This is a genomic window from Paenibacillus sp. FSL P4-0081 (assembly GCF_000758565.1).
Taxonomy (GTDB): domain Bacteria; phylum Bacillota; class Bacilli; order Paenibacillales; family Paenibacillaceae; genus Paenibacillus_AQ; species Paenibacillus_AQ phytohabitans.
Genome location: NZ_CP009280.1, coordinates 8299026 through 8318262 on the forward strand (window position 1 = coordinate 8299026; position 19237 = coordinate 8318262).

General features: G+C 50.2%; 24 protein-coding genes. 4 read left to right on the forward strand and 20 right to left on the reverse strand.

The genetic code is table 11. The features are described 5' to 3' along the window. Positions 1-30 precede the first annotated feature (30 nt). The 5 genes from P40081_RS35445 to P40081_RS35465 all read right to left on the reverse strand — a co-directional run bounded on the left by P40081_RS35445 (position 31) and on the right by P40081_RS35465 (position 3718). A complete protein-coding gene (locus tag P40081_RS35445; RefSeq protein ID WP_042140511.1) occupies positions 31-921 on the reverse strand; it encodes an NUDIX domain-containing protein in 891 nt (296 codons plus the stop codon). A 27-nt stretch (positions 922-948) separates the two neighbouring features. After that, positions 949-1962, reverse strand: a complete 1014-nt coding sequence (locus tag P40081_RS35450) for an AAA family ATPase (RefSeq protein ID WP_042140512.1) — start codon at positions 1960-1962, stop codon at positions 949-951. Beyond that, positions 1959-2636: a nicotinamide riboside transporter PnuC gene (gene pnuC / locus P40081_RS35455; protein WP_042140513.1), complete on the reverse strand. Its 678-nt coding sequence runs from the start codon at positions 2634-2636 to the stop codon at positions 1959-1961. The genes P40081_RS35450 and pnuC overlap by 4 nt, the downstream gene beginning before the upstream one ends. A 200-nt stretch (positions 2637-2836) precedes the next feature. After that, positions 2837-3250 carry a VOC family protein gene (locus tag P40081_RS35460; protein ID WP_042140514.1) on the reverse strand — a complete coding sequence of 138 codons (414 nt, stop codon included), beginning with the start codon at positions 3248-3250 and terminating at the stop codon, positions 2837-2839. A gap of 45 nt (positions 3251-3295) precedes the next feature. After that, on the reverse strand, positions 3296-3718 hold the full coding sequence (locus P40081_RS35465; RefSeq protein ID WP_042140515.1) for an Lrp/AsnC family transcriptional regulator: 423 nt from the start codon (positions 3716-3718) through the stop codon (positions 3296-3298). Between the two features lie 161 nt (positions 3719-3879). Between P40081_RS35465 and P40081_RS35470 the strand changes: the two genes are divergently transcribed. Next, a complete protein-coding gene (locus tag P40081_RS35470; RefSeq protein ID WP_042140516.1) occupies positions 3880-4356 on the forward strand; it encodes a VOC family protein in 477 nt (158 codons plus the stop codon). Here the strand turns inward: P40081_RS35470 and P40081_RS35475 are convergent. Beyond that, positions 4349-4855, reverse strand: coding sequence for a hypothetical protein (locus tag P40081_RS35475; RefSeq protein WP_042140517.1), 507 nt, complete (start codon positions 4853-4855; stop codon positions 4349-4351). The genes P40081_RS35470 and P40081_RS35475 overlap by 8 nt on opposite strands. A gap of 153 nt (positions 4856-5008) precedes the next feature. Between P40081_RS35475 and P40081_RS35480 the strand changes: the two genes are divergently transcribed. Then, complete coding sequence (locus tag P40081_RS35480; protein ID WP_197074312.1) at positions 5009-5656, forward strand: glycosyltransferase; 648 nt, start codon at positions 5009-5011, stop codon at positions 5654-5656. A gap of 132 nt (positions 5657-5788) precedes the next feature. On the opposite strand, the gene P40081_RS35485 is transcribed toward P40081_RS35480, so the two are convergent. Further along, positions 5789-6796 carry a phosphotransferase gene (locus P40081_RS35485; RefSeq protein WP_042140519.1) on the reverse strand — a complete coding sequence of 336 codons (1008 nt, stop codon included), beginning with the start codon at positions 6794-6796 and terminating at the stop codon, positions 5789-5791. Between the two features lie 41 nt (positions 6797-6837). Further along, the gene (locus P40081_RS35490) at positions 6838-7419 is read right to left on the reverse strand and encodes a TetR/AcrR family transcriptional regulator (RefSeq protein ID WP_042140520.1); all 582 of its coding nucleotides are present in this window, start codon (positions 7417-7419) and stop codon (positions 6838-6840) included. 246 nt (positions 7420-7665) lie between these two features. Between P40081_RS35490 and P40081_RS35495 the strand changes: the two genes are divergently transcribed. Beyond that, positions 7666-8820 carry an MFS transporter gene (locus P40081_RS35495; RefSeq protein WP_081970592.1) on the forward strand — a complete coding sequence of 385 codons (1155 nt, stop codon included), beginning with the start codon at positions 7666-7668 and terminating at the stop codon, positions 8818-8820. Between the two features lie 63 nt (positions 8821-8883). On the opposite strand, the gene P40081_RS35500 is transcribed toward P40081_RS35495, so the two are convergent. Continuing rightward, entirely contained in the window at positions 8884-9828 is a 945-nt protein-coding gene (locus P40081_RS35500) for a hypothetical protein (protein WP_042140522.1), read from the reverse strand. Then, on the reverse strand, positions 9825-10382 hold the full coding sequence (locus P40081_RS35505; protein ID WP_042140523.1) for an RNA polymerase sigma factor: 558 nt from the start codon (positions 10380-10382) through the stop codon (positions 9825-9827). The genes P40081_RS35500 and P40081_RS35505 overlap by 4 nt, the downstream gene beginning before the upstream one ends. Positions 10383-10843: 461 nt before the next feature. On the opposite strand from P40081_RS35505, the gene P40081_RS35510 reads away from it, so the two are divergent. Then, the gene (locus P40081_RS35510; protein WP_042140524.1) at positions 10844-11389 is read left to right on the forward strand and encodes a MerR family transcriptional regulator; all 546 of its coding nucleotides are present in this window, start codon (positions 10844-10846) and stop codon (positions 11387-11389) included. A gap of 76 nt (positions 11390-11465) precedes the next feature. Here P40081_RS35510 and P40081_RS35515 read toward each other — a convergent pair whose 3' ends face one another. From P40081_RS35515 to P40081_RS35560, 10 genes are all read right to left on the reverse strand, one after another. Continuing rightward, the gene (locus P40081_RS35515; protein WP_042140525.1) at positions 11466-11846 is read right to left on the reverse strand and encodes a hypothetical protein; all 381 of its coding nucleotides are present in this window, start codon (positions 11844-11846) and stop codon (positions 11466-11468) included. Positions 11847-12049: 203 nt separating this feature from the next. Then, positions 12050-12760, reverse strand: coding sequence for an ABC transporter permease (locus tag P40081_RS35520; RefSeq protein WP_042140526.1), 711 nt, complete (start codon positions 12758-12760; stop codon positions 12050-12052). Further along, on the reverse strand, positions 12757-13602 hold the full coding sequence (locus P40081_RS35525; protein WP_042141821.1) for an ABC transporter ATP-binding protein: 846 nt from the start codon (positions 13600-13602) through the stop codon (positions 12757-12759). The genes P40081_RS35520 and P40081_RS35525 overlap by 4 nt, the downstream gene beginning before the upstream one ends. A gap of 104 nt (positions 13603-13706) precedes the next feature. After that, positions 13707-14642, reverse strand: a complete 936-nt coding sequence (locus P40081_RS35530) for a LytTR family transcriptional regulator DNA-binding domain-containing protein (protein WP_042140527.1) — start codon at positions 14640-14642, stop codon at positions 13707-13709. Between the two features lie 103 nt (positions 14643-14745). Next, a complete protein-coding gene (locus tag P40081_RS35535) occupies positions 14746-15135 on the reverse strand; it encodes a hypothetical protein (protein ID WP_042140528.1) in 390 nt (129 codons plus the stop codon). Positions 15136-15312: 177 nt separating this feature from the next. After that, entirely contained in the window at positions 15313-15735 is a 423-nt protein-coding gene (locus P40081_RS35540) for a VOC family protein (RefSeq protein ID WP_042140530.1), read from the reverse strand. A 76-nt stretch (positions 15736-15811) separates the two neighbouring features. After that, positions 15812-16864: a sigma-70 family RNA polymerase sigma factor gene (locus P40081_RS35545; RefSeq protein WP_269323286.1), complete on the reverse strand. Its 1053-nt coding sequence runs from the start codon at positions 16862-16864 to the stop codon at positions 15812-15814. Then, on the reverse strand, positions 16840-17400 hold the full coding sequence (locus P40081_RS35550; protein ID WP_042140532.1) for a DUF4303 domain-containing protein: 561 nt from the start codon (positions 17398-17400) through the stop codon (positions 16840-16842). The genes P40081_RS35545 and P40081_RS35550 overlap by 25 nt, the downstream gene beginning before the upstream one ends. 42 nt (positions 17401-17442) lie before the next feature. Beyond that, a complete protein-coding gene (locus P40081_RS35555) occupies positions 17443-18189 on the reverse strand; it encodes a hypothetical protein (protein WP_042140533.1) in 747 nt (248 codons plus the stop codon). A 14-nt stretch (positions 18190-18203) separates the two neighbouring features. Continuing rightward, positions 18204-19214 (reverse strand): hypothetical protein, encoded by a 1011-nt coding sequence (locus P40081_RS35560; protein ID WP_042140534.1) that lies wholly within the window; start codon positions 19212-19214, stop codon positions 18204-18206. Between the last annotated feature and the right edge of the window lie 23 nt (positions 19215-19237).

The following is a 19237-nucleotide window of genomic DNA, read 5'->3' on the forward strand; positions in this document are numbered from 1 at the left end:
TCTTCAGTACGTTGAAGAAGTGCTTCTCTATCAGTCCTCTTCCCAATTCCTGTGGTACAAGCGGGAAGCATGCTGCAGCGTATTGTCCGTATAGTGGTCAGTCTCAGCCACCAGACCCGCCAGCTTGTCCCGGAGGACAGCCTCCGGCAGTTCTTTGTCCAGAATCACCTCATAAACCTGCTGCAGCTCCGTTAAGGTAAACAGCTTAGGCATTAAGTGCAGCGCGATGCCGGTCTGCTCCGTTTCTTGGCGCAGCCGTTCGATGGCGCGGGCAATAATTTTCCCGTGATCAAAAGCGAGCCCCTCATTGGACTGGATAGAGTAAGTGACTGATCTGGAGGCCGGCTTGGCTGTCACCCTCCGGTCTATAACCGCTGTCAGCTCTCCTTCTCCGGCACCCAGCTTAAGCTCGTAAGTAAAGGTTCTGACGTATCCTTCTTCCAGCAGCTCTTTGTGTTCTCCTAGAAGCCGGTAGCTTACCGTGAACCAGGCCGCGTCTTCGGCATCATCTCCCGCCTGCAGCTGGAACCGGCTGCTGTCAATCAAGGCCATATAGCTGCTGCTCATCACCCAGGTACGGGGGTCGCGGCCGGGATCGGTAACGGTATAGAGCTGCTCCAGGTATACATCAGCAACGCCGGTCTCCTCATACAGTTCACGCGCAGCCGCCTGCTCCCCGGTCTCATCCGGCTGGATGAAGCCGCCCGGCAGCGCCCAACATCCCAGGCAGGGATGCCCTCCCCGGCGGATGAGCAGAATGCGCAGCTCTTTGTCCGGGAGCTTGAGAGAGTCGTCTGCCTCCTTGTCCGTGACCGTAAAAACCACCATATCCGCCGCCACCGAAGGCCGCTCATAATCCTCCGCCCGGTATTGCTCCAGAAATTCACGTTCTGTAAGTCCATTACGATCTAACAATTCCAAGCGTCTCCGCCTCCCCGATTCTTTGTTCTAGTGCTGCAGCTCTCCGAAGTAGTTCCCATAAGGCTTGAACTTCGCAAGTACATCGTCTACCTTACGCATGCGTTCTTCCAGCGTCCCCCTAAGCGTAATGTAGGGAATCCGCCGCTCCTTCAAATCTGCTATGATCTGCTTGTGAAAAACATGCCGTTTCTGGTCCCCGCTGCGGTCCCAAGTATCGTCATAAGGAATATCGTCGTCACACAGGAAAAACAGATCGTACCGCTGTGCATTCTCCAGCGCCAGCCGGGTTAGCAGCTCCGGAGCCCGGCCGTGGTAATCCAGGGCGTACATGTAAGTGGTAATCGCATTCGTATCAACAAACAGATACCGGTCTGCTGTAAGCAGCGCCTGTTCCTCCCGCTTGATATGGCCCACGGCAATGTCGTCAAAAGCCTCTATGCCGATCCGGCGGTCCACCTGATGCTCCGTCCAATAATCCCGCCCGTACTCGCTGGCAAAAGCCGTCCTATACTGTTCCGCCAGCGCTTCAGTAATCGTCGATTTGCCGGTAGACATCGCTCCTACAAACACAACCTTCGTAATTAGATCCCGGTATACAATGCCGCTTACATATTGCCGGTATTTAAAAGGATCAGAGCGGATCATGGTGGCCGATACCGGCACCTGCTGACGTGCTTCATCCACCCGCCGGTCTATGGCGCCCAGGGCAATGCTCATATGCCTGCCATAGAACTCGCTGGAGTAAAAGTGAGTCACCTGCTCGCCCTTCAGCAGCCCGAGAATATACTGTTCTTCCCGGATCTCATGCTCACGGTCATCGGAGTACCCGTCCGGACCATCCCACGCTTCAATTACCCGCACCGATGAGGGATACAGCCTGCGTATCCAGTTCGCCCGGATATGCAGCGGGACCGGAGAGACGGACGTTTCATAGATCACCACGATCAATTCATCGACCTCCTGCAGCGCCGTTTCGATCATGAGCTGGTGCCCTTTATGCAGCGGAGCGAACTTCCCCAGGGTTAATCCAAGTGTCTTCATGCCAGCGCCTCCTTAACCCCTTTGTTCCAGTTATAGTAGCCGTATACCGCGTTAACCAGATAGGCACTCCACATGACGATCATCAGCAGACCTTCACCACTGCCCTCCACCGTCCGGATCACCCAGAGCAGCACCGTGAACAGATTCAGCACAATATAGACCAGCCACTGCTCCTTGAATCTCCGCACCATCAGAATCGTGGCCACTACGGATAACACGGTCGTGATGGCATCAATATAAGGCGAGTTCTGCGCCGGGATCAACGACAGGCTATACCCCAGCAGCAGCGCCCCGGAAATACAGACTGCCATCGTGAGGAGCATGCCTTTGGCCTCCATCTGACGCATGGACAGCTTGCCGCTCTGCATATTCTTCTTCCACATATAGAAGCCTACGACATTCATCGGCACGAAGAATAGCAGATTCAGCATAACCTCTCCGAATAATCCGTTAATATAAGCCAGGTAGGCGTAGCCGAAGGTGTTATACATCCCAAAGGCATAGCTCATCAGCTTTCCCTTCGCCGTAAGCACCACGCACAGCACCCCGGTAATAAAGACCGTGAACCCAAGAAACGAATCCTTGGAAACAATTGTAAAACCGATTGCAATCAAAGTAAATATAACCAGCCAGACGATTTCGAACCCATTCCAGTTCCCTGCAATCCTCTTCACGCTGCATCCCTCCGCTTTCTGCACCTATTCTTGATGGGATTAACTTATTAACATTTTGATAATTACATTTTGTTAATATCAAGATAACAGAAACTGCGGCAGGATGCAAGCCCGATTCTCCTCTCGCCAAAAAATAGAAATAGACCGCCCTCCTGTTTGGATAGCGGTCTGCTGTGCTATGGTTCTCCAAGCCGGGTCTCTCATGTATTCTCTGCTCTAACGGGGTTAACCGCAAAGAGGGAATGAATATTGCCTTCCGGATCTGCAAAGAATCCCGTAGTGTGCCCCCAGGACATCACCTTCGGTGCAGTTATCCCTGTAGCCCCTTTTGCAACAAATTCATCATACTTTACGCGGACCGTCTCGGGAGAATCACATTCGAAATTGAGCTCGAAGGCTTGTCCCTTTCGCTCTTCCAAGAAAGAATGATGGCCATTCGTGTTGTCTGCCATTAGGGGTGCCGAGAAGACCGCCAGACGAACTCCCTCATTCTCAAATTCAGCATAATGCTCCTCTTCCACAACAATCTTAAACCCCAGCACATCCCGATAAAAGCCGGTTAATACGGCAACATCCAGCGCCAATACAGTAATCCCCTCTAATTTCATCCTCATGCCATAATCCCACCTTTTCGTTTTATCCGGGAATATTAATAACTCTTACAGCAAAACCCTGTTCTCCAGTATATTCTTCAGACTGATATGCGACTTGGAAGGGCCGAACTTAATCAGCGAATCCTGAAATTCAGCAAGCTCTTCAATCGATGCAGTCTGCACCTTCATGAGATAATTATATTCTCCGCTGATACGGAATAAGTCCGTTACTTCAATAGCCTCCCGGCAAAAGTCAGTGAGCTCGTGGCAATGCTCCGTCTTTAATAGGATAAAGGTTGTCGTCCCCCGGTGCAGCTCCCGCAGACTAAACGTAGTGACATAGCCGGAAATGATATTCTTTTCCTCCAGCTTCATCATTCTTTCTTTCACCGAAGGTTGCGACATGGCCACCTCTTTACTGATTTGAGCTACTGACATTCGTGCGTTGTACTGCAGTAAGGTCATGATTTTTGTATCAATGTCATCCATAAGATTATCTATCCTGAACACCCCCTTAGTTAATAAACCAAATTATCTGAAATACCTCATAATATAAGCCCATATTACTATAAATCCCTTGTTATTTACATGTATTTCAAGCTTTGTTTTACCTATAATTAACCTATATCAGATAAGGGGGCGGTAATGAGATGGGCGTAAAAGGTCTGGCACATGTAGCGATCCAAGCTAGAGATTATACAGCGACTATTGCATTTTATACCGGAGTTCTGGGGTTTAAGCGGGGCCATCACTGGAGTCTGCCCTCATTTCACATCCAGGAAGCTTCGATGCTGATTTCACCGGACGGCAGAACCTGCCTTGAAATTTTTGATAACGATGCCGTGATTCCTGCTCAGGGAAAGAAAGCTTCATCCGAAGAAGAGATAGCTCACGGAGCGTTATTGCATTTTGCCTTTTATGTAGATAATGTGGAGGAAATATATCAAAAAGCCCTTGCTCACGGAGCAAGGACTTTCGTAGAACCGGATACCCTGTCACTTGGCGAACCGCCGTTGCTGGTGAAGAACGCGCTCGTTCACAGCCCTAACGGGGAAATTATCGAATTTATTGAAGAGGTTGATTTTGACAGGTCCGGATTTAACCCTACCCAGAGCAAGATCACTTGATCTCTATCCCGTACCAGCCATCCGCCAGTTGATCCAGCTTGTAGTTAGCAGGCTCCTCATTGTAAGCCTTCTCGACCAGATCCTGACTGTCACAATACACGATATGATAGGTGTTGCCGTTCTCGCCTTCCCAGTCAAACACGAACCTTAGGAGGCTCTTCCCATCCTGTCTGCTGTACCTAAGAAAGTTCAGCTTGTCCTCTGATACCGCAATAATCTGTCCTACCTTGTCCTGCAGATCCGCATTCGCACCATCCAGGAACTGATGGCCCACAGCATTTCCGTTATTCGAATAGATAAAGGTATTTCCTATATCACTCCGGTTATCCAGGCTGGTCATAAGAAGCTCAGTCTCATCTTTTACAGCCGCAAACAGCTCGCGATGATCCTGGTAAATCTCATACTTTGCCTTGGGGTTATTGTAGCTGATGATCAACCCTGCCGCCACAAGCATCAGTATAACTGCAATGCCAACAAAGACGTTTTTAGTGCGGCCCATAACTCCACCCGCCTGACCCTTCAGAATGAGACGCTTATGAATCTATACTATTTGCAAAAAGAGGAGTGGACAAGTCTTCTCTGCATATAACCCCACGCTTCAGCCATAATAATACAAGCCATTTCATTCGCACACATAAAGGAGCAGATGAATTTGAAAAACAAATGGCTGCTGGCGTTAACATTGGTGCTCATGCTCACCTTGACGCAAGCAGCAGGACCCCTACAGGCACAGGCTGGCGACAAGAAAGAAGCGGTTTGCTTCAGCCCCAAGATGGTTCAGCTGAAAAGCGATATGCAGAAGGTATGGATTGACCATACCATATGGACGCGAAGCTATATTGTCAGTGCCATCTCTAATAACCCGGACCAGAAGGACGTACTGAACCGGCTGCTGAGAAACCAGCAGGACATTGGCGATGTATTCAAACCGTATTACGGGGAGGCTGCCGGCAACAAGCTTGCGGAGCTGCTGAAAGAGCATATTGGGATTGCAGGCAAGATTGTAGCAGCCGCCAAAGCAGGCAATCAGGCTGATGTGAAGAAGCTGCAGGACGATTGGCATAAGAATGCCGATGAGATTGCAACTTTTTTAAGCGCATTGAATCCAAACTGGCCGTTTAAAGCGGTGCAAGAGATGCTGTATACACACCTTCAGTTAGTTACAGACATTGTGCTGAGCTGCCTCAAGGGAGACTGGCAAGCAGATATTGCCGCAACCGACAAGAATGAGGTCCATATGATTCATTTAGCGGATGTTCTATCATCAGGCATTATCAAGCAGTTCCCGGAGAAATTCTAGGGGAGTGTAATAAACACCGTATGTAAGACAGCTTTTCATAATCGCCCGGGAGGGGGTTGTGGAAAGCTTTTTTAATGGGGATGAAGGTCTGGCGTCAAATATGTCCTCCCCATATCAGACGAATGCAGCAGGCTAAATATCCCCAAGAAGTGTATCAAGCTGATCCCAATGCTCCGCAGTATGAATCATTTCTTCGGCAAAGCGGGCAGGGACCCTGCTCGATGAATCGAGCGGCGGCTTGATCCACCAGAGCGACTCGATGCACCAGACATACTTGACTGCCCGCAAAAGAGCGCCCGGCGGCAGCGGGTGTACACTACGGTAGCCTTCAGCGAAAGCAGCAACCGCATCCCTGCGGAATCCGCTCCCGCTGAGTGTGCCGGAGAGGACCGCCCGCCCGAGGTCCAGCGCCGGAAACGAGTAGCGTGCCCGGTCGAAGTCAACGATGGCTGTCAGCGCATCCCCTTCGAACAGCAGGTTGTCCGCCCACAGATCAAGGTGGGCCCAGCCCGCTGTCAGAGGCATAAAGTCATGATCTCCAAGTGAATCAGTAACCGCCTTCTGTAATTGCAGCGCGTCCCGGACACGCCCGGACGAGCCGCGGGCTGCCTCCCAGCTTACCTCCCAGGCGAGCTCCATCTCCTCGCGCGACAACTGCCAGGCCGGTTTACCCGCCGGCACTGCTGCCCCGACCCCCGATGCCGCCGCGGCACCCCAGACGGTATGCATATCCGCAGCAGCCCGTCCGAGTGAATGCATTCCCTGCTCACCGATTCTGCCGGCGGGTACCATAGCACCCGGACAGCATGTCATGACGGTCATGTATCTTCCGCAGGGCAGGATGTGCATGCAGCGCCCTTCCAGCGTTAACGGCTCGGGACACGGTCCTCCCGACTGATACCACAGGAGCTGCAGCTGCAGCGCATTCTCAATCTTGCCGCGAAACTCCGGATCCTCCATCTTGAACCGCCCGGGGTGATAGCTTTTGGCGAATAGCCGTCCCTTATTCGTCCCGATGATCCACTTCTCGTTCAATAGTCCGCGATTCACACGCCCGGCAGACAGCAGCTCAGCCTCAAAATGCTTCCTCAGCCAGCCTGCGATCTCGCCAATTAATTGGTCCTCAGTCGTCAGCAGCATTCTAAGCCAACCCCTCTAATCAGATTCCCCTATTCATGATTCTATCTCAACAATGTCAATATTTCTCTGACAGAATTATCAACAAAGGCCCGCTCAGGCCGGGATTTCATGAACACAGTCAGTCCGATTAATGATATGACCAGTGTCTGCGCCAGACTCTTTGCGTTAATGCCGGGATCAAGCTCACCTGAACGCAACCCCCGTTCAACCGTTTCCTGGAAGATTACCGAGAGATACATCTGATGTTCTCTGGTCAGGATCGCAAATTTCTCATCATGAGGCGCAAGCTCCACCATCGAGTTGAGGCAAAAGCATCCCCAGTTCGGATCTTTCCCATATTCCTTTGCCACCAGATTCTCAAAAAAACTGCGGAATGCCTCTTTAACAGAAGAATTAGTCTGGAGTTTACCCCGGATAGAGGCAGCGTGAGCACTCGTATATTTGCGCAGCGCAGCTTCGAATAGTCCTTTTTTATCTCCAAAGGCGGAGTATAGGCTGGGGCGCTGAATGCCCATTCTTGAAGTCAAATCGCTCAAAGAGGTAGCTTCGAATCCTTTCTCCCAGAATAGCTGCATCGCTGCATCCAACACCTTGTCTTCATCAAATTCACGTTGCCGGGCCAATATAACCCCTCTTTTCATATCGTTCAGTATATTATAATTCTATTGTTCACAGATTGCATTGTCAATCTAATTGAGATTATGCAATAGATCTTGACAGTTATCATTTATCAGAGTTACATTTATCAGGGATTATTTTATACCGTTCAGTATGAAATCTCTTGCCCACATAGAATTTAAGGAGGTGTCTCTTTGGAAAAGGTAGTCGAACAACCGCATGCAGCATCCGAATCTGCTCCAGTATCTCCAATGTCCCGGAGTGTTGCGCTCTTATTTGCCATCGCCTGCGGACTGGCAGTCGCCAATATTTATTATGCGCAGCCCCTGCTGGACGCTATCTCACAAGAATTCGGGATTACTCCTTCCTCCGTTGGCCTTGTTATTACCATTACTCAAGTCTGTTACGCGCTTGGACTGCTATTGCTGGTGCCCCTCGGTGATTTGTTGAACCGGCGCTGGCTGATCGCCGGACAGATGCTAATATCCGTCCTGGCTCTGATTGTGGTTGGCACCGCCCCTACCAGCAGGGTGTTATTCATAAGCATAGCTGCGGTTGGATTGCTTGCCGTAGTCACACAGACACTGGTTGCCTTCGCGGCAACTTTGGCAGACCCGGCTGAGCGCGGACGTACCGTGGGCGTGGTAACCAGCGGAATCGTTATTGGAATTCTGCTTGCACGGACGTTCGCCGGTGTATTGACGGATGTAGCCGGTTGGCGCTCTGTCTACCTGGTCTCTGCGGGATTAACACTAATCATGGCTGGCGTATTGTTTCGGGTGCTGCCCAAGGATGAGCCCTCAAGAGAAGCCTTGTCCTATCTGCAGCTGCTGCGTTCGCTGTTCACGTTATTCGCACAGGAGCGAATTCTGCGCATCCGCGCTGTACTGGCTCTGCTGATTTTTACCGCGTTCAGCATATTATGGACTTCCCTGGTGCTGCCGCTCAGCGCTCCGCCGCTGTCTCTATCCCACACTGCAATTGGCGCGTTTGGACTCGCCGGAGTGGCTGGAGCATTGGCAGCAGCGCGGGCAGGCCGTCTTGCCGATCGGGGTTTAGGGCAGAGGACTACTGGCGCTGCATTGATTCTGCTGCTTCTGTCATGGCTGCCCATAAGTTATACGGAGCATTCGCTTCCCTCATTAGTCGCAGGTATTATCCTTCTTGATCTGGCAGTACAAGCTGTGCATGTCACCAACCAGAGCATGATTCTTAATTTGCACCCGGAGGCACGCAGCAGGCTTACTGCCGGTTACATGATTTTCTATTCCATTGGCAGCGCCACCGGGTCCATCGCATCTACCAGCATCTATGCTTACTCAGGCTGGAACGGAGTATGCTTGTTAGGTGCAATGGTCAGTGCCCTGGCTTTGCTGTTCTGGGCATTAACCCGCCGCCTTAAATAGATAAATATAAGGCCGCCCTTACAGGCGGCTCACGGCTCTCTTATATTCAGTGCATTGCGCAGACTAGTTAAGTTTGGTCACTTCCATTACCTTGCTGCTAAACTGGTACGTTACACTGACATTCTCTATAATCTCCGTATCCTGATAGGCCAGGGAACCCTTGAACTCCAAGGTATCATTGTCCTTCCAGACGATGTTACTGGCATCACTATAATTTTCATAATCCGGGCGGATCCATGTGTCTATTTCTTGCTCCGCCCCATATTTGACTCTTGCGGATTCTATTAATTCCGGACTGGTTCTTCCTGCTTCCACATTAATAATCTGCACAAATTCACTTTTATTAGAGCAGGTGACGACCGCAACTAACCTCTTATCGGGGGAAGGAATCATCTCTGTGATATACATAGAGGGTGCAGAGAAGCTTGAATATTCCTCCAGCTTATTGTCTTTGATCCTCCATAGGACATTCTGGCTTCCATAATCCGAATAATGATTAAATAACGTAAATAACATACTGCCGTCTGCCAGTTTAACAATATACGGACTCCGGTAACTTTGTGAGAGAATATCTATGGCAAAAGCAGCCGCATCGGCGATTTTGGGATTCTCATTTCGTGCAAACGGCTGAAGTTTATTCAACGCCTTTGCTCTTAAGCTTGGATCATTGAAGCCTTCCACCAGCCGGTTGATAGCAATATATACATGTTCTTCATTATCACTTGTGAGGGCCTGCAGAAATTTCATCCCATCATACTTGGGAGCGGGCAGTAACTCCATGTCTTCAGCTCTCAGATAACGGATATACGGCTCTGCGTTCTGCTTCTTATAATATTCGGTTGCTAATAACGCAGAAGCGGTTGAACTATAGAGTACAAGACAGGCAACCAGAGCCACCCATTTTTTAGAAAAGCCCTTCTTCCTTTTCTCCGCTCCGCCCGATCCGGCTGCTTCGATTAAATCTTCATCAATGAGTCCGATCTCGCGGTATAACTCTTCTCTTTTCACAGGTGAACTCCCCCCTTGGCTAAATGAACTCTAAGCCTATTTCTTGTTCTGAAAAGAATGGACTTCACCTTACTGCTGCTCATCTGAAATCTCATAGCAAGTTCCTCTATGGAATCTGAATACCAGTACCGCCTAATAAATATATTTCTGGCTTGCTCCTCTATGCCATATAGAAATTCATTGATCAGGCTTGCGGTTTCACCCGCTTCATATTCACCTTCAACCGTATCCGGGGAAGCTATGCATCCTTCCAGTTCGGTTAGAATGGCATCAAACTGACGGTTGCGTTTCTTGGCTGTATTATAACTATATCTATCAAGCGCTATATTACGGGTGATTCTTCCTAGAAATACAGATAGCTTCCTGGGCATCGTTGGCGGAATTGCATTCCACGCAGCCAAATATGTATCATTCTCACATTCATCAATATCTGAGAGATTCGAAAGGATGTTTCGGGCAATTACTCTGCAGTAAGCCCCGTATTTATTCTTGGTCTCTACAATGGCCTGCTGTGAACGCTGTAAGTATAGGTGGACTATTGCCTGATCTTCCATCTGCTATTCTCCTTATAAAAGCTCTTATCTATATAGTAGACAGTTCGTAAAATGGGTTGCACGAATACTATAATTCTCTCATAAAAAACCCTGGCATATAAGAAGTGATAAGCTTCTTACTGTCCAGGATTGTGAAGTTATCTATAGGTTGCAGCCTCTTTAGAGCAATTTAAAAGGTGATCATTCGGCGTCCAGCGCCTGCCACAGAGGGAAGGTACTCGGCCTCATATCCCACATCAGTAATGGTAAACGTTCCCGGCTTGCCCGCCTCCGTGGAGCTCCACGCTAACGGTTGATACCGCTCGTCGCTGATGATTGGCGGGATGTTGCTCTCTGGAGAGCAGGAAAAGTCGTAATAACACTTTGCTTAGCGAATCAGCACTTCCTTTGTCACCTGTGCAGGGGGCCGCCAAAGAACAACGAATTACTCATAGAAGGACTACTAAACTGGAGGGATTGAAATGGAAATTCTGAAAACAAAGGAAGCTGCGGAGCTGCTGTCCGTTAGCCAGACTACGATCAAACGCTGGGCGGCCATGTTCCCCGATTTCTTTCCAAAGGACCGTCTTGGACACTATACCTTCTCGAAGCGGGAGATCAGCCAGCTCAATCATATTAAAGACCGTATTAATCAGGGGGAAGCGCTGGAAGGCATCCATCTGGATCTCACGAAGGACAACCTGCCAAGGGGTCCGCTGCAAGAGAAGCTAAGCCCGGATACAGACGATGACCCTATGAATAAAATATGGTCCCGGATCGGGTATATTGAACACGCACTGGATCAGAAAGCAAACGAGGTGGTTTCGATTCAGTTGCTCCAGCAGCGTGCTGAACTTGAAGATATGCGTGTAATGATTAAGCAATTATCCGCAACGCTGGAAACGATGCAGAAGCCCGGCAGTAAATCCCTCTCCACGTATGAAGAGCTTCATCCGGTTGCCGCCGGCAGGCTGACGTCTCCGCCAAGGAAGCGCGGTCTATTGCGCTCTTTTTTCCCATTCCTATAGGCCCGCCTCTTCACACAAAAAAGGTGCGACAAGCCCGGTTCATCACCAGACGCTCGCCGCACCTTCACTCTCTAGCTTAAATTAAGGCGTTGAAATGGCCATCCGCATCCACCGTCGCTGTCCGGGGATCGGTGAGACCGATACCCTTGAAGCCTCCCGTTCCTTCATTGCGCCAGAGGGGGAGGTGATCCTGAAGCGGAGATGCCGGTACGAAATTGGCAGGGGTGCTGCTTCCGCTCTTCAGTACGAGCTGGGACTCCAGCAGCCGGATTTGCCGCTGCAGCTGCTCCCGCCGGTACGGAGTCTGCATCTGACTTCCCTGTGCCGCATTCACTTTATCCAGTTCCATCATCAGCTGGTTGCGCTGTTTCTCCAGGGAACTGACATCACTCTGTGTACCGCCATAGGCCGCTATGGGCTGTACGGAGCTAATGCCTGATACTGTCTGTGCCGCCATGATCTTTCCCTCCGTTTCCTTGGCTCTTGCTCCAAATTCAGCCAAATTCGTAAGTTCTAATCATCTTTATTACCCAGCGTGCCCCGTTATGACAACATCAGAACTGCAACTGGACAATAATCGTCGTATAGTCTCAGCCGGCCGCTTGTTTCGGCCCTACCAAAGACCCACCGGAGGCTGGCTAAAGTCCCTTCAGAGCTCCCTTACTCGTCCTTCAACCGCCGCACATACAGAACAACCGACACAACCGTTAATACAACCGTCCATGCCAAAATAATGAGAAGGGGTTTCAAGACATCTCCCGTTGTATATCCTGTATCGCTTAGACCCAGCAAATGCACAAGCTGGCTGCTTGGCATGTAATCCAGCACCTTGAAGACCGGGTAATCCTTGGCCAGTACTGCTCCCCAGGGTGCACCGGTGAATATGAACGCCACCGGGAGTACAGATAATGAGGCTTCAAGCACCGTCTTGGAGAATAAACCGCAGATTGTACCGGCTGCTGTGTATAGAATAATCGAAAGAATGATTGCTGCCGTAAACGTTCCTATATTAGCTGGCTCATAGCCCAATATATACGTTGAAATAGCCAGAACAACAGCGGACATGACAAAAACCAGGCTGCTTTTTCCGATCAGAACATCCATGGTCGTGGCCGGAGTCAGCATTAATGACCTTAAAGTGTTACGCTCCTTCTCCTCTGCGATCAGGCAGGCTTGTGCCAGACTCGTCAGGATCACTAACGATGTATTCAGAAGAAAACCGATCGCTCCAGGTAAGGCTGAGCCTGCACTTCGAAAAAGAAATGCGAAGACTATGGGAAATACCAGAATAATGGAGATCGCATAATTGCGCGAGAACTCTTTGTAATCCTTCACAAATATCGCCCGGGCCCGTTTCAATGAGATACTCATAGCAGCTCACTTCCTGTCATTTTAATGAAAATATCACCCAGACTGGGCTCTTTCGTCTCGATCCGGTCAATGAGCCCCCGCTTCATCCAATCCGCGATCCGATCAGCTGTTTCCCCACCGATTGGAAGCTCATAAGCTTCCCCGTTGGTTAAGTCAACACTAACTGCATGCTTCCGGTGCTGCCGTTTAAGCTCCTTCGGTGAGCCGATAACCTGAATTTGTCCCTGATACAGAATGGCTACACGGTTGCACATCAATTCTGCTTCCGCCATATCATGCGTAGTCAGAAAAATCGTTGTCCCTTTCTCATTCAGGTAGCGCAAGCCTTTATAAATATGCGCGGAGTTCACCGGGTCCAACGCCGAGGTAGGTTCATCTAAGAATAATAATTCCGGCTCATGGATAATCGCGCAGGCCAGCATAACACGCTGACGCATCCCCTTCGATAGGAGATTAACTTTCTTTTTGCGCTCCCCGCTTAAGTTCACAAACTGCAGTACCTTATCGACCGCAGCTTTGGGAAGATCGTATAACTTACGGTACAGCTCCAGATTCTCCTCAACCGATAACCGCTCATAGAGGCCGCTGTTATCCGTCAGAATGCCGAAGCGCATCTTCTGGGCAGACTGCCGCATCTTCTCCGCCGGCTGGTTAAATACACTTGCCTGTCCGCTTGTCGGATTTAGCTGTGCCGTGAGAATCTTGATTAATGTTGTTTTGCCTGCGCCACTCGGACCGAGAAACCCAAAAATTTCTCCCTTAGGAATAGAAAAGGATACATCTGCTAACGCATCCTTTGGTCCAAAGCTCTTGCGGACACGTTCTACCTGGATAACCTCCATGAACTCCACATCCTTAGCGTTGATGGCATAAATATATAAAGAATGCACGCTTCCTGCCATCAAAACCCGCCGAAATGTAGCTGTAACCGGCTGAATGGTACCATTTAAATGTTCAGCAGTGCCTTTAATTCCTGCAATTTCGAGCGGGATAACGGAACTACGGCATCCTGGCTTGTGTTTAACCGCAGGCTGTAGCTATTCTTCGTCCAGGTAATAATCTCTCTTACCTTTTGCAGATTAACGATGTAGGAGCGGTGACACCTGAAGAACCCGAAATTCAATAACCTCTGCTCCAGCTCGGTCAGCGTCAGCGCACAATCGTAATTCTCCCCGCCCACATGAACAAGAATCGAACCCTCTACACTTTCTATAAAATCAATTTCAGGCGGATTAAATAAAATCACCTTGTCATTGCGTTTGGTAGAGATCTTCTGCAAGGTGATATTAGGCTCGTCCTGTTTATGTACATCCTGCTTGTCCTCTTCGGAGTCCCGGATATCGAGCGGATGGAATCCGGACTCATTCAACCGGTAAATGACATCACAGGAAATCAGAGCATCCTCTAAATTCGAAGTTAGGATTATAATCTGCTTGTCTGCCGATAGGTCATCCAGAACCCGTTTGAATTGACGGCGGTCCTGCTCTTCCAGATAAAAGTACGGTTCCTCCAGGACAAGTGCAGGCTGATGTGCAAAAAAGACGCGCAGCAAGGTCACATACATCCTTTTGGATGAGCTTAGATCCTTGATCTTTACCTTCCGTTCTTCTTTTAATGCAAAATACTCCATGAGCGAAGCGGCATGCTCCTGCCTCTCCGACACATGAATTAAAAATGTGATTAGCTCCTCTACCGTTAAACGCATGTACTCGCCTTGCTGCACCCGAAATAAATAAAACCCGGCATGCTCCGCTAATTGATTCATTACAAGCTGCTTCCGCTTCAAGTCCGTTATAATGCCAACCGGCTGGCCCGGTGTCATATTGAATTCGATCTCCGGCAGGAATAATTCCCCGCCTTCATACATGGGTTGAAATTGCATACCGTCCTCCTGGTCAGTGCTGCTATAGATATATATGCCAATTATATAAGTACCGCAACAAAGAGAACAGCCCTTATGCTGTTCTCTTCCGCTGTCTGCCTTATTAGAAGCAGGTGAACGAGCTGACCCGGTTCAGATCAATGCCGAAGTACGTCCAGAAGAAACCGGTCCATCGGAACCCTGCAATTGAACTGCGCCCGACGAATATCGGGAAGAACCAGAATTGCTCGCCATTGTTCAGCCAAATGTATGTGTTGCGGAACAGGCATCGTCTGATTCCTCCGGGGTCGATGGCGAATGTGGTAACCGGCATTTGCGGCACGAATTGCGGCGGAGGGGACGTCGGCGCCTGAACGCCTCCCGGTCCGCCTCCCGGAGGTCCCGGAGTGCCCGGAAATCCGCCGGGACCTCCACCTGGAAACCCAGGTCCTCCTGGTCCTCCCGGAATCCCCGGAAATCCGCCGCCGGTTCCCGGTGTTGGAAAAAATCCCATATGTGATCGCTCCTTTCAAGTGAGTAGGCATAATCATCATATGCATTCGCGGAGAAGGCGCTTGGGCGGATGCCCAGTGTACATGCGCCTGACGTAAATTCAGACTTCACAAAGAATAACCCCACAACTATCAAAAAAGAGCCGCACCCTCATCGGGTGCAGCTCATTATCCGTAATTTAATCTTCAAGCTCCGTATATATTTGAAAGGTCACGCCGAATTTATCCGTTACATCACCAAACCCCGGGCTGAAGGGTTCTTCTTTAAACGGCATATTGACCTCGCCCTCCTGCCGTAAGGCTTCATAGATCCGCTTGGATTCTTCTACATCATTCGTTGTAATGCAGATGGTAACCCGTTTTCCGTTTCCAGCAGGCGAACCGCCTGGAGCATCGGATAACATAAGCTCCGTACCTCCAACCTTGAGCTTGGCGTGTGCTACAAGACTCCTCAGATCGTCTGTGAACGTGCCGGGTATGTCCGGCATGTCACCGTAAGTCATCATAGAGAGGACTTGTGCGCCGATGGCTTGTTCATAGAACTGAATGGCTTCCTTTACCCGGCCCTCCAAAGTAATGTAAGGGGTAAGTTTTACCGTCATAAGATTATTCCTCCTTGAGTTTGGATTGAACCCGCATTTGTGATTCATTAGTATAGACGATCCGGCCGCCGCAAACTCATCGGCCGATTGAAAAATTCTGCCTCGCGTCCAAATCTGCCGGTAATCCAAATCGCACAAATAACTCAGGATCAATGAAATGATGGATATGAGCGATCTTCCCCTGTTTCAGCTCCGGAATATGAATGCTCCACGGAACCAGCCGTCCATCCGGACCGGCGGGTACATACTGGGCAAAAGCAGGGCAATCCCCGTTAGCCCGGACCGGCAGCAATCTGGAGCCCAAACAATGGCTGCGTGTAATAGTGTAGAATGACGACAAATTAGAGGTGCCGCGAACCCACATCGTAAATGGCGGCATCGACAAGCTGCCGTTCTCGTGGAATAAAACCAACAATGCATCAATATCATACTGTTCGAAGGCTTCCATATAACTTGCAAGCACTTGTTGATCTGCCTGGGCATCTCCCCCTTGTAACTCCTCGGACCGGAGATTGGACCGGGCGATACCCGACCGGGCCCGTTGCACAGCACTGTTGACGGCTGCCGTGGTCATTCCCATCGCATGTGCTGCCTCGTTAGCCGACCACCGGAAGACATCAAGCAGGATCAGTACAGCGCGTTGCCGGGGCGGAAGTATTTGCAGGATCGCAATAAAAGATAACCGGACGGTTTCCCTGCTGACCACGATGTTGGCCGGGTCGGTAGCGTTATCGGGGGCCGGCCATATCCAGGAATTCCGGGGCAAGCTGTCACTGGGCTCCCTAATAATAGCCGCGGGTTCAGAGAGATCCATCGGAAGTGCCCGCCGCTTGGCATTCCTCAGCCTGTCCAAGCAAACATTAGTGGCAATCCGGTACACCCAGGACTTACGCGAAGAATCCTGCCGGATCTGGTCCCAGCTCTGCCAGGCGCGGAGCAAGGTATCCTGCACTGCATCCTCCGCTTCAAAGATGGACCCCATCATCCGGTAACAATATCCGGTTAGTTCGGAGCGCAGCTCCTCAAGCATGTCTATTCCATGCTTTTGGCTCATATCATGTTTCCTCCTTTGGGATCGGCTAGAGTTGCCGGAAGCGGATGCTGCTACTCGGCGGCTTCCGCCAGCCAGGCTTGTATAGCCGGAGAATCCGCATGGTTCAAGCGCAGGGCGATTTCAGTATTGATCTTATCCGGCGGCATGACCTCGACAAGGACGCATATGGACTCCCGCGGTTGATTCAAGGTAAAAACACCTTGATCATCGAGCATTTTCATAGCCAGCTCCATCGCCTTCAGCCTCATATCAAACTCGCGGTTACCTTCGTCCTCTTCAAGCTCCCAGATGGAAGGGCGCTCCATAAACAATTGTTTGACGCCGACAAAGTTCTCATCCCCGTAGCTGCAATAGGGTGAATCGGCGTAGGACCATTTGATGAGCTCCGCAATCGTTGCTTCCGGCGCGCCGCTTTCTTCTCCTTGTCTGGCTGCTTCCCGCTCCAAAGCCTCCCATGACCAGGCGGAGAGGCTTGGCGCATGTCCCTCGCCGGTAGTATATAGCGTACAGTAATAGTAACGTTCACCATTTTCAAAAAGAGTCCGAAAAGACGTTCTGGCAGCATCGGCAATCGCTAACGCCAGCGACTCCATTTCTTGCATCGGCTTCATGACATGACTCTCCTTTCCGTTAGCCGGGCAGCACCCGGATGATCAGTTATTGTCTGAAACCGCTTCGCATCCATTCGACAAGAGCCACTGCTCCATAACGGCAAACGCCTGCTCTGCATCCTGTTCATAGAAGACGGCCACCTCTTGCTGGTAGGCATAATTTAATCGTACATAGCCGCCCAGCTGCCGGTAGAACAGGAAGCAGGCATAGGCATTCTCAATGGACAGATCCGGCGGAAATTCCTTTTGGCATAATCCGGCCAGTCCGGGCAGCGTAAGCAGTCCCTGCCCTTGCGGTAAACGCAGAAAGTGATGGCTCCGGGTACCCGTCCACGGTTCATAATAGACGGGCTCCTCCTGGCTTCTCCCATACACCTGACGATATATTTCGTCCAGCACCAAGACGTACATCGCTTCATCTTCCGGCCCCCGTGCCTGCAGGGAAATCGCCTCTACGCGCTCCGCATGCCGGGGCAGCCAGAGCAGACCGGCCATCCGGGGATGCACGGCCAGAAAATCACCATCCACCGTTGTGCCTATAACAATACACTCGCCAATCTGCTCTTCAGTAATAGGACTGTCATCGTCATGCTCCCATAACCCGTACTCCGCAAAAGGCTTAAGCACCTCCGCATCCGGAAACTGGACATTCATCCACCCTCTATAAGTCCCTTCACCGAATCGCTGCAAGAACCGAAGGTAGGCTGGTGGATACACATTAGCAGCTTCCTTTGCAAGCACCTGGTTCTGGCCCTCAGACAGCGGTTTAGGCCGGGATACGATGTACATAAATACTTCCCCCTTTATTGATAACCCAGTGCCGCTAGGGATTGCTGTATTTCCCGGTCTGCTTTACTTTTGAACGTTGCAAACTCCACTGAAGATAAAGAATTCGGAAGTTTCTGTTGGATAAAGGAATCATAATTGATCGCTGTTCCGAGAATGCGAAGGGTGTGCAGCGAAGGTAGCTGGTCCATTCCCGTCAGACGGGTTAAGCCTTTACAATTCCTGATCGACAGCTCCTCCAGTTCATTCATTTGCCGGTCAAAGCTGATTGTCTGCAGCTGAATTTGATCCTCAATCACAAGTCTCTCCAGCCCCTGAAAGGCTGCAATATTAGTCAGATCATGAAATCCCCGGACCCGGGTGATCTCCAGGTTCCCGATGGTATTCTCTTCGATTTCCTGAATATTCTCCCGGCCTCCAAGCAGAATGCGCAGATGCTCCAGCTTCCTCAGCCGGTTAACGAAATGCAAGGGCTGCTTGCTGACTGAATGCAGCGCGAGATAATTCAAGTCCTCCAGATCACCTATAGCCTCAAGGTTTTTAACCTTGCCCCCTACATGAAGCTCCTCCAGATCGGAGTACTCTTTGAAATGCTGGAGGTTGAGCGTTTTTTTATCTGACATAATGGTTAATTTATTCAGAGTGCGCAACGTATCAAGCCCCAGAATTTCCGGGTTCTCCAGCTCGTATATGCCTATACTTAGACTGCGCAGGTGCTCCAAGTGGTCCAAGGCATCGGTGTGATGGGCCTGAGTGAGGCTATCGAGGTGCAGCATTTTGACATTAGGGACCCGCAAGAGCGTATGACAATCAAAAGACAGCGAATAGTGGGCATAGAAGCGAACTCCGAAATTCTCATCCCAGCGCGCACAAAGCTCATCCACTTCTTCCAATATAGTGCCATAGAACTCGGGGTGTGAGAACTGTACAATGACCTGATTGCCACTGCGCAAATCCTGCTCCATCTGTATCCGGTCCAGCGTAGCCGGATTATTGATCAGAATCCGTTTTTTCCATATTTTCCGCACACGTGATCCTCCTATTTATATAA

Bases quoted from the DNA above. Each gene is read 5' to 3' on its own strand.
- P40081_RS35450 (WP_042140512.1), bottom strand. From the start codon at position 1,962: ATGAAGACACTTGGATTAACCCTGGGGAAGTTCGCTCCGCTGCATAAA.
- P40081_RS35460 (WP_042140514.1), bottom strand. From the start codon at position 3,250: ATGAGGATGAAATTAGAGGGGATTACTGTATTGGCGCTGGATGTTGCC.
- P40081_RS35465 (WP_042140515.1), bottom strand. From the start codon at position 3,718: ATGGATGACATTGATACAAAAATCATGACCTTACTGCAGTACAACGCA.
- P40081_RS35470 (WP_042140516.1), top strand. From the start codon at position 3,880: ATGGGCGTAAAAGGTCTGGCACATGTAGCGATCCAAGCTAGAGATTAT.
- P40081_RS35475 (WP_042140517.1), bottom strand. From the start codon at position 4,855: ATGGGCCGCACTAAAAACGTCTTTGTTGGCATTGCAGTTATACTGATG.
- P40081_RS35485 (WP_042140519.1), bottom strand. From the start codon at position 6,796: ATGCTGCTGACGACTGAGGACCAATTAATTGGCGAGATCGCAGGCTGG.
- P40081_RS35495 (WP_081970592.1), top strand. From the start codon at position 7,666: ATGTCCCGGAGTGTTGCGCTCTTATTTGCCATCGCCTGCGGACTGGCA.
- P40081_RS35505 (WP_042140523.1), bottom strand. From the start codon at position 10,382: ATGGAAGATCAGGCAATAGTCCACCTATACTTACAGCGTTCACAGCAG.
- P40081_RS35510 (WP_042140524.1), top strand. From the start codon at position 10,844: ATGGAAATTCTGAAAACAAAGGAAGCTGCGGAGCTGCTGTCCGTTAGC.
- P40081_RS35515 (WP_042140525.1), bottom strand. From the start codon at position 11,846: ATGGCGGCACAGACAGTATCAGGCATTAGCTCCGTACAGCCCATAGCG.
- P40081_RS35520 (WP_042140526.1), bottom strand. From the start codon at position 12,760: ATGAGTATCTCATTGAAACGGGCCCGGGCGATATTTGTGAAGGATTAC.
- P40081_RS35525 (WP_042141821.1), bottom strand. From the start codon at position 13,602: ATGGAGGTTATCCAGGTAGAACGTGTCCGCAAGAGCTTTGGACCAAAG.
- P40081_RS35530 (WP_042140527.1), bottom strand. From the start codon at position 14,642: ATGCAATTTCAACCCATGTATGAAGGCGGGGAATTATTCCTGCCGGAG.
- P40081_RS35535 (WP_042140528.1), bottom strand. From the start codon at position 15,135: ATGGGATTTTTTCCAACACCGGGAACCGGCGGCGGATTTCCGGGGATT.
- P40081_RS35540 (WP_042140530.1), bottom strand. From the start codon at position 15,735: ATGACGGTAAAACTTACCCCTTACATTACTTTGGAGGGCCGGGTAAAG.
- P40081_RS35550 (WP_042140532.1), bottom strand. From the start codon at position 17,400: ATGAAGCCGATGCAAGAAATGGAGTCGCTGGCGTTAGCGATTGCCGAT.
- P40081_RS35555 (WP_042140533.1), bottom strand. From the start codon at position 18,189: ATGTACATCGTATCCCGGCCTAAACCGCTGTCTGAGGGCCAGAACCAG.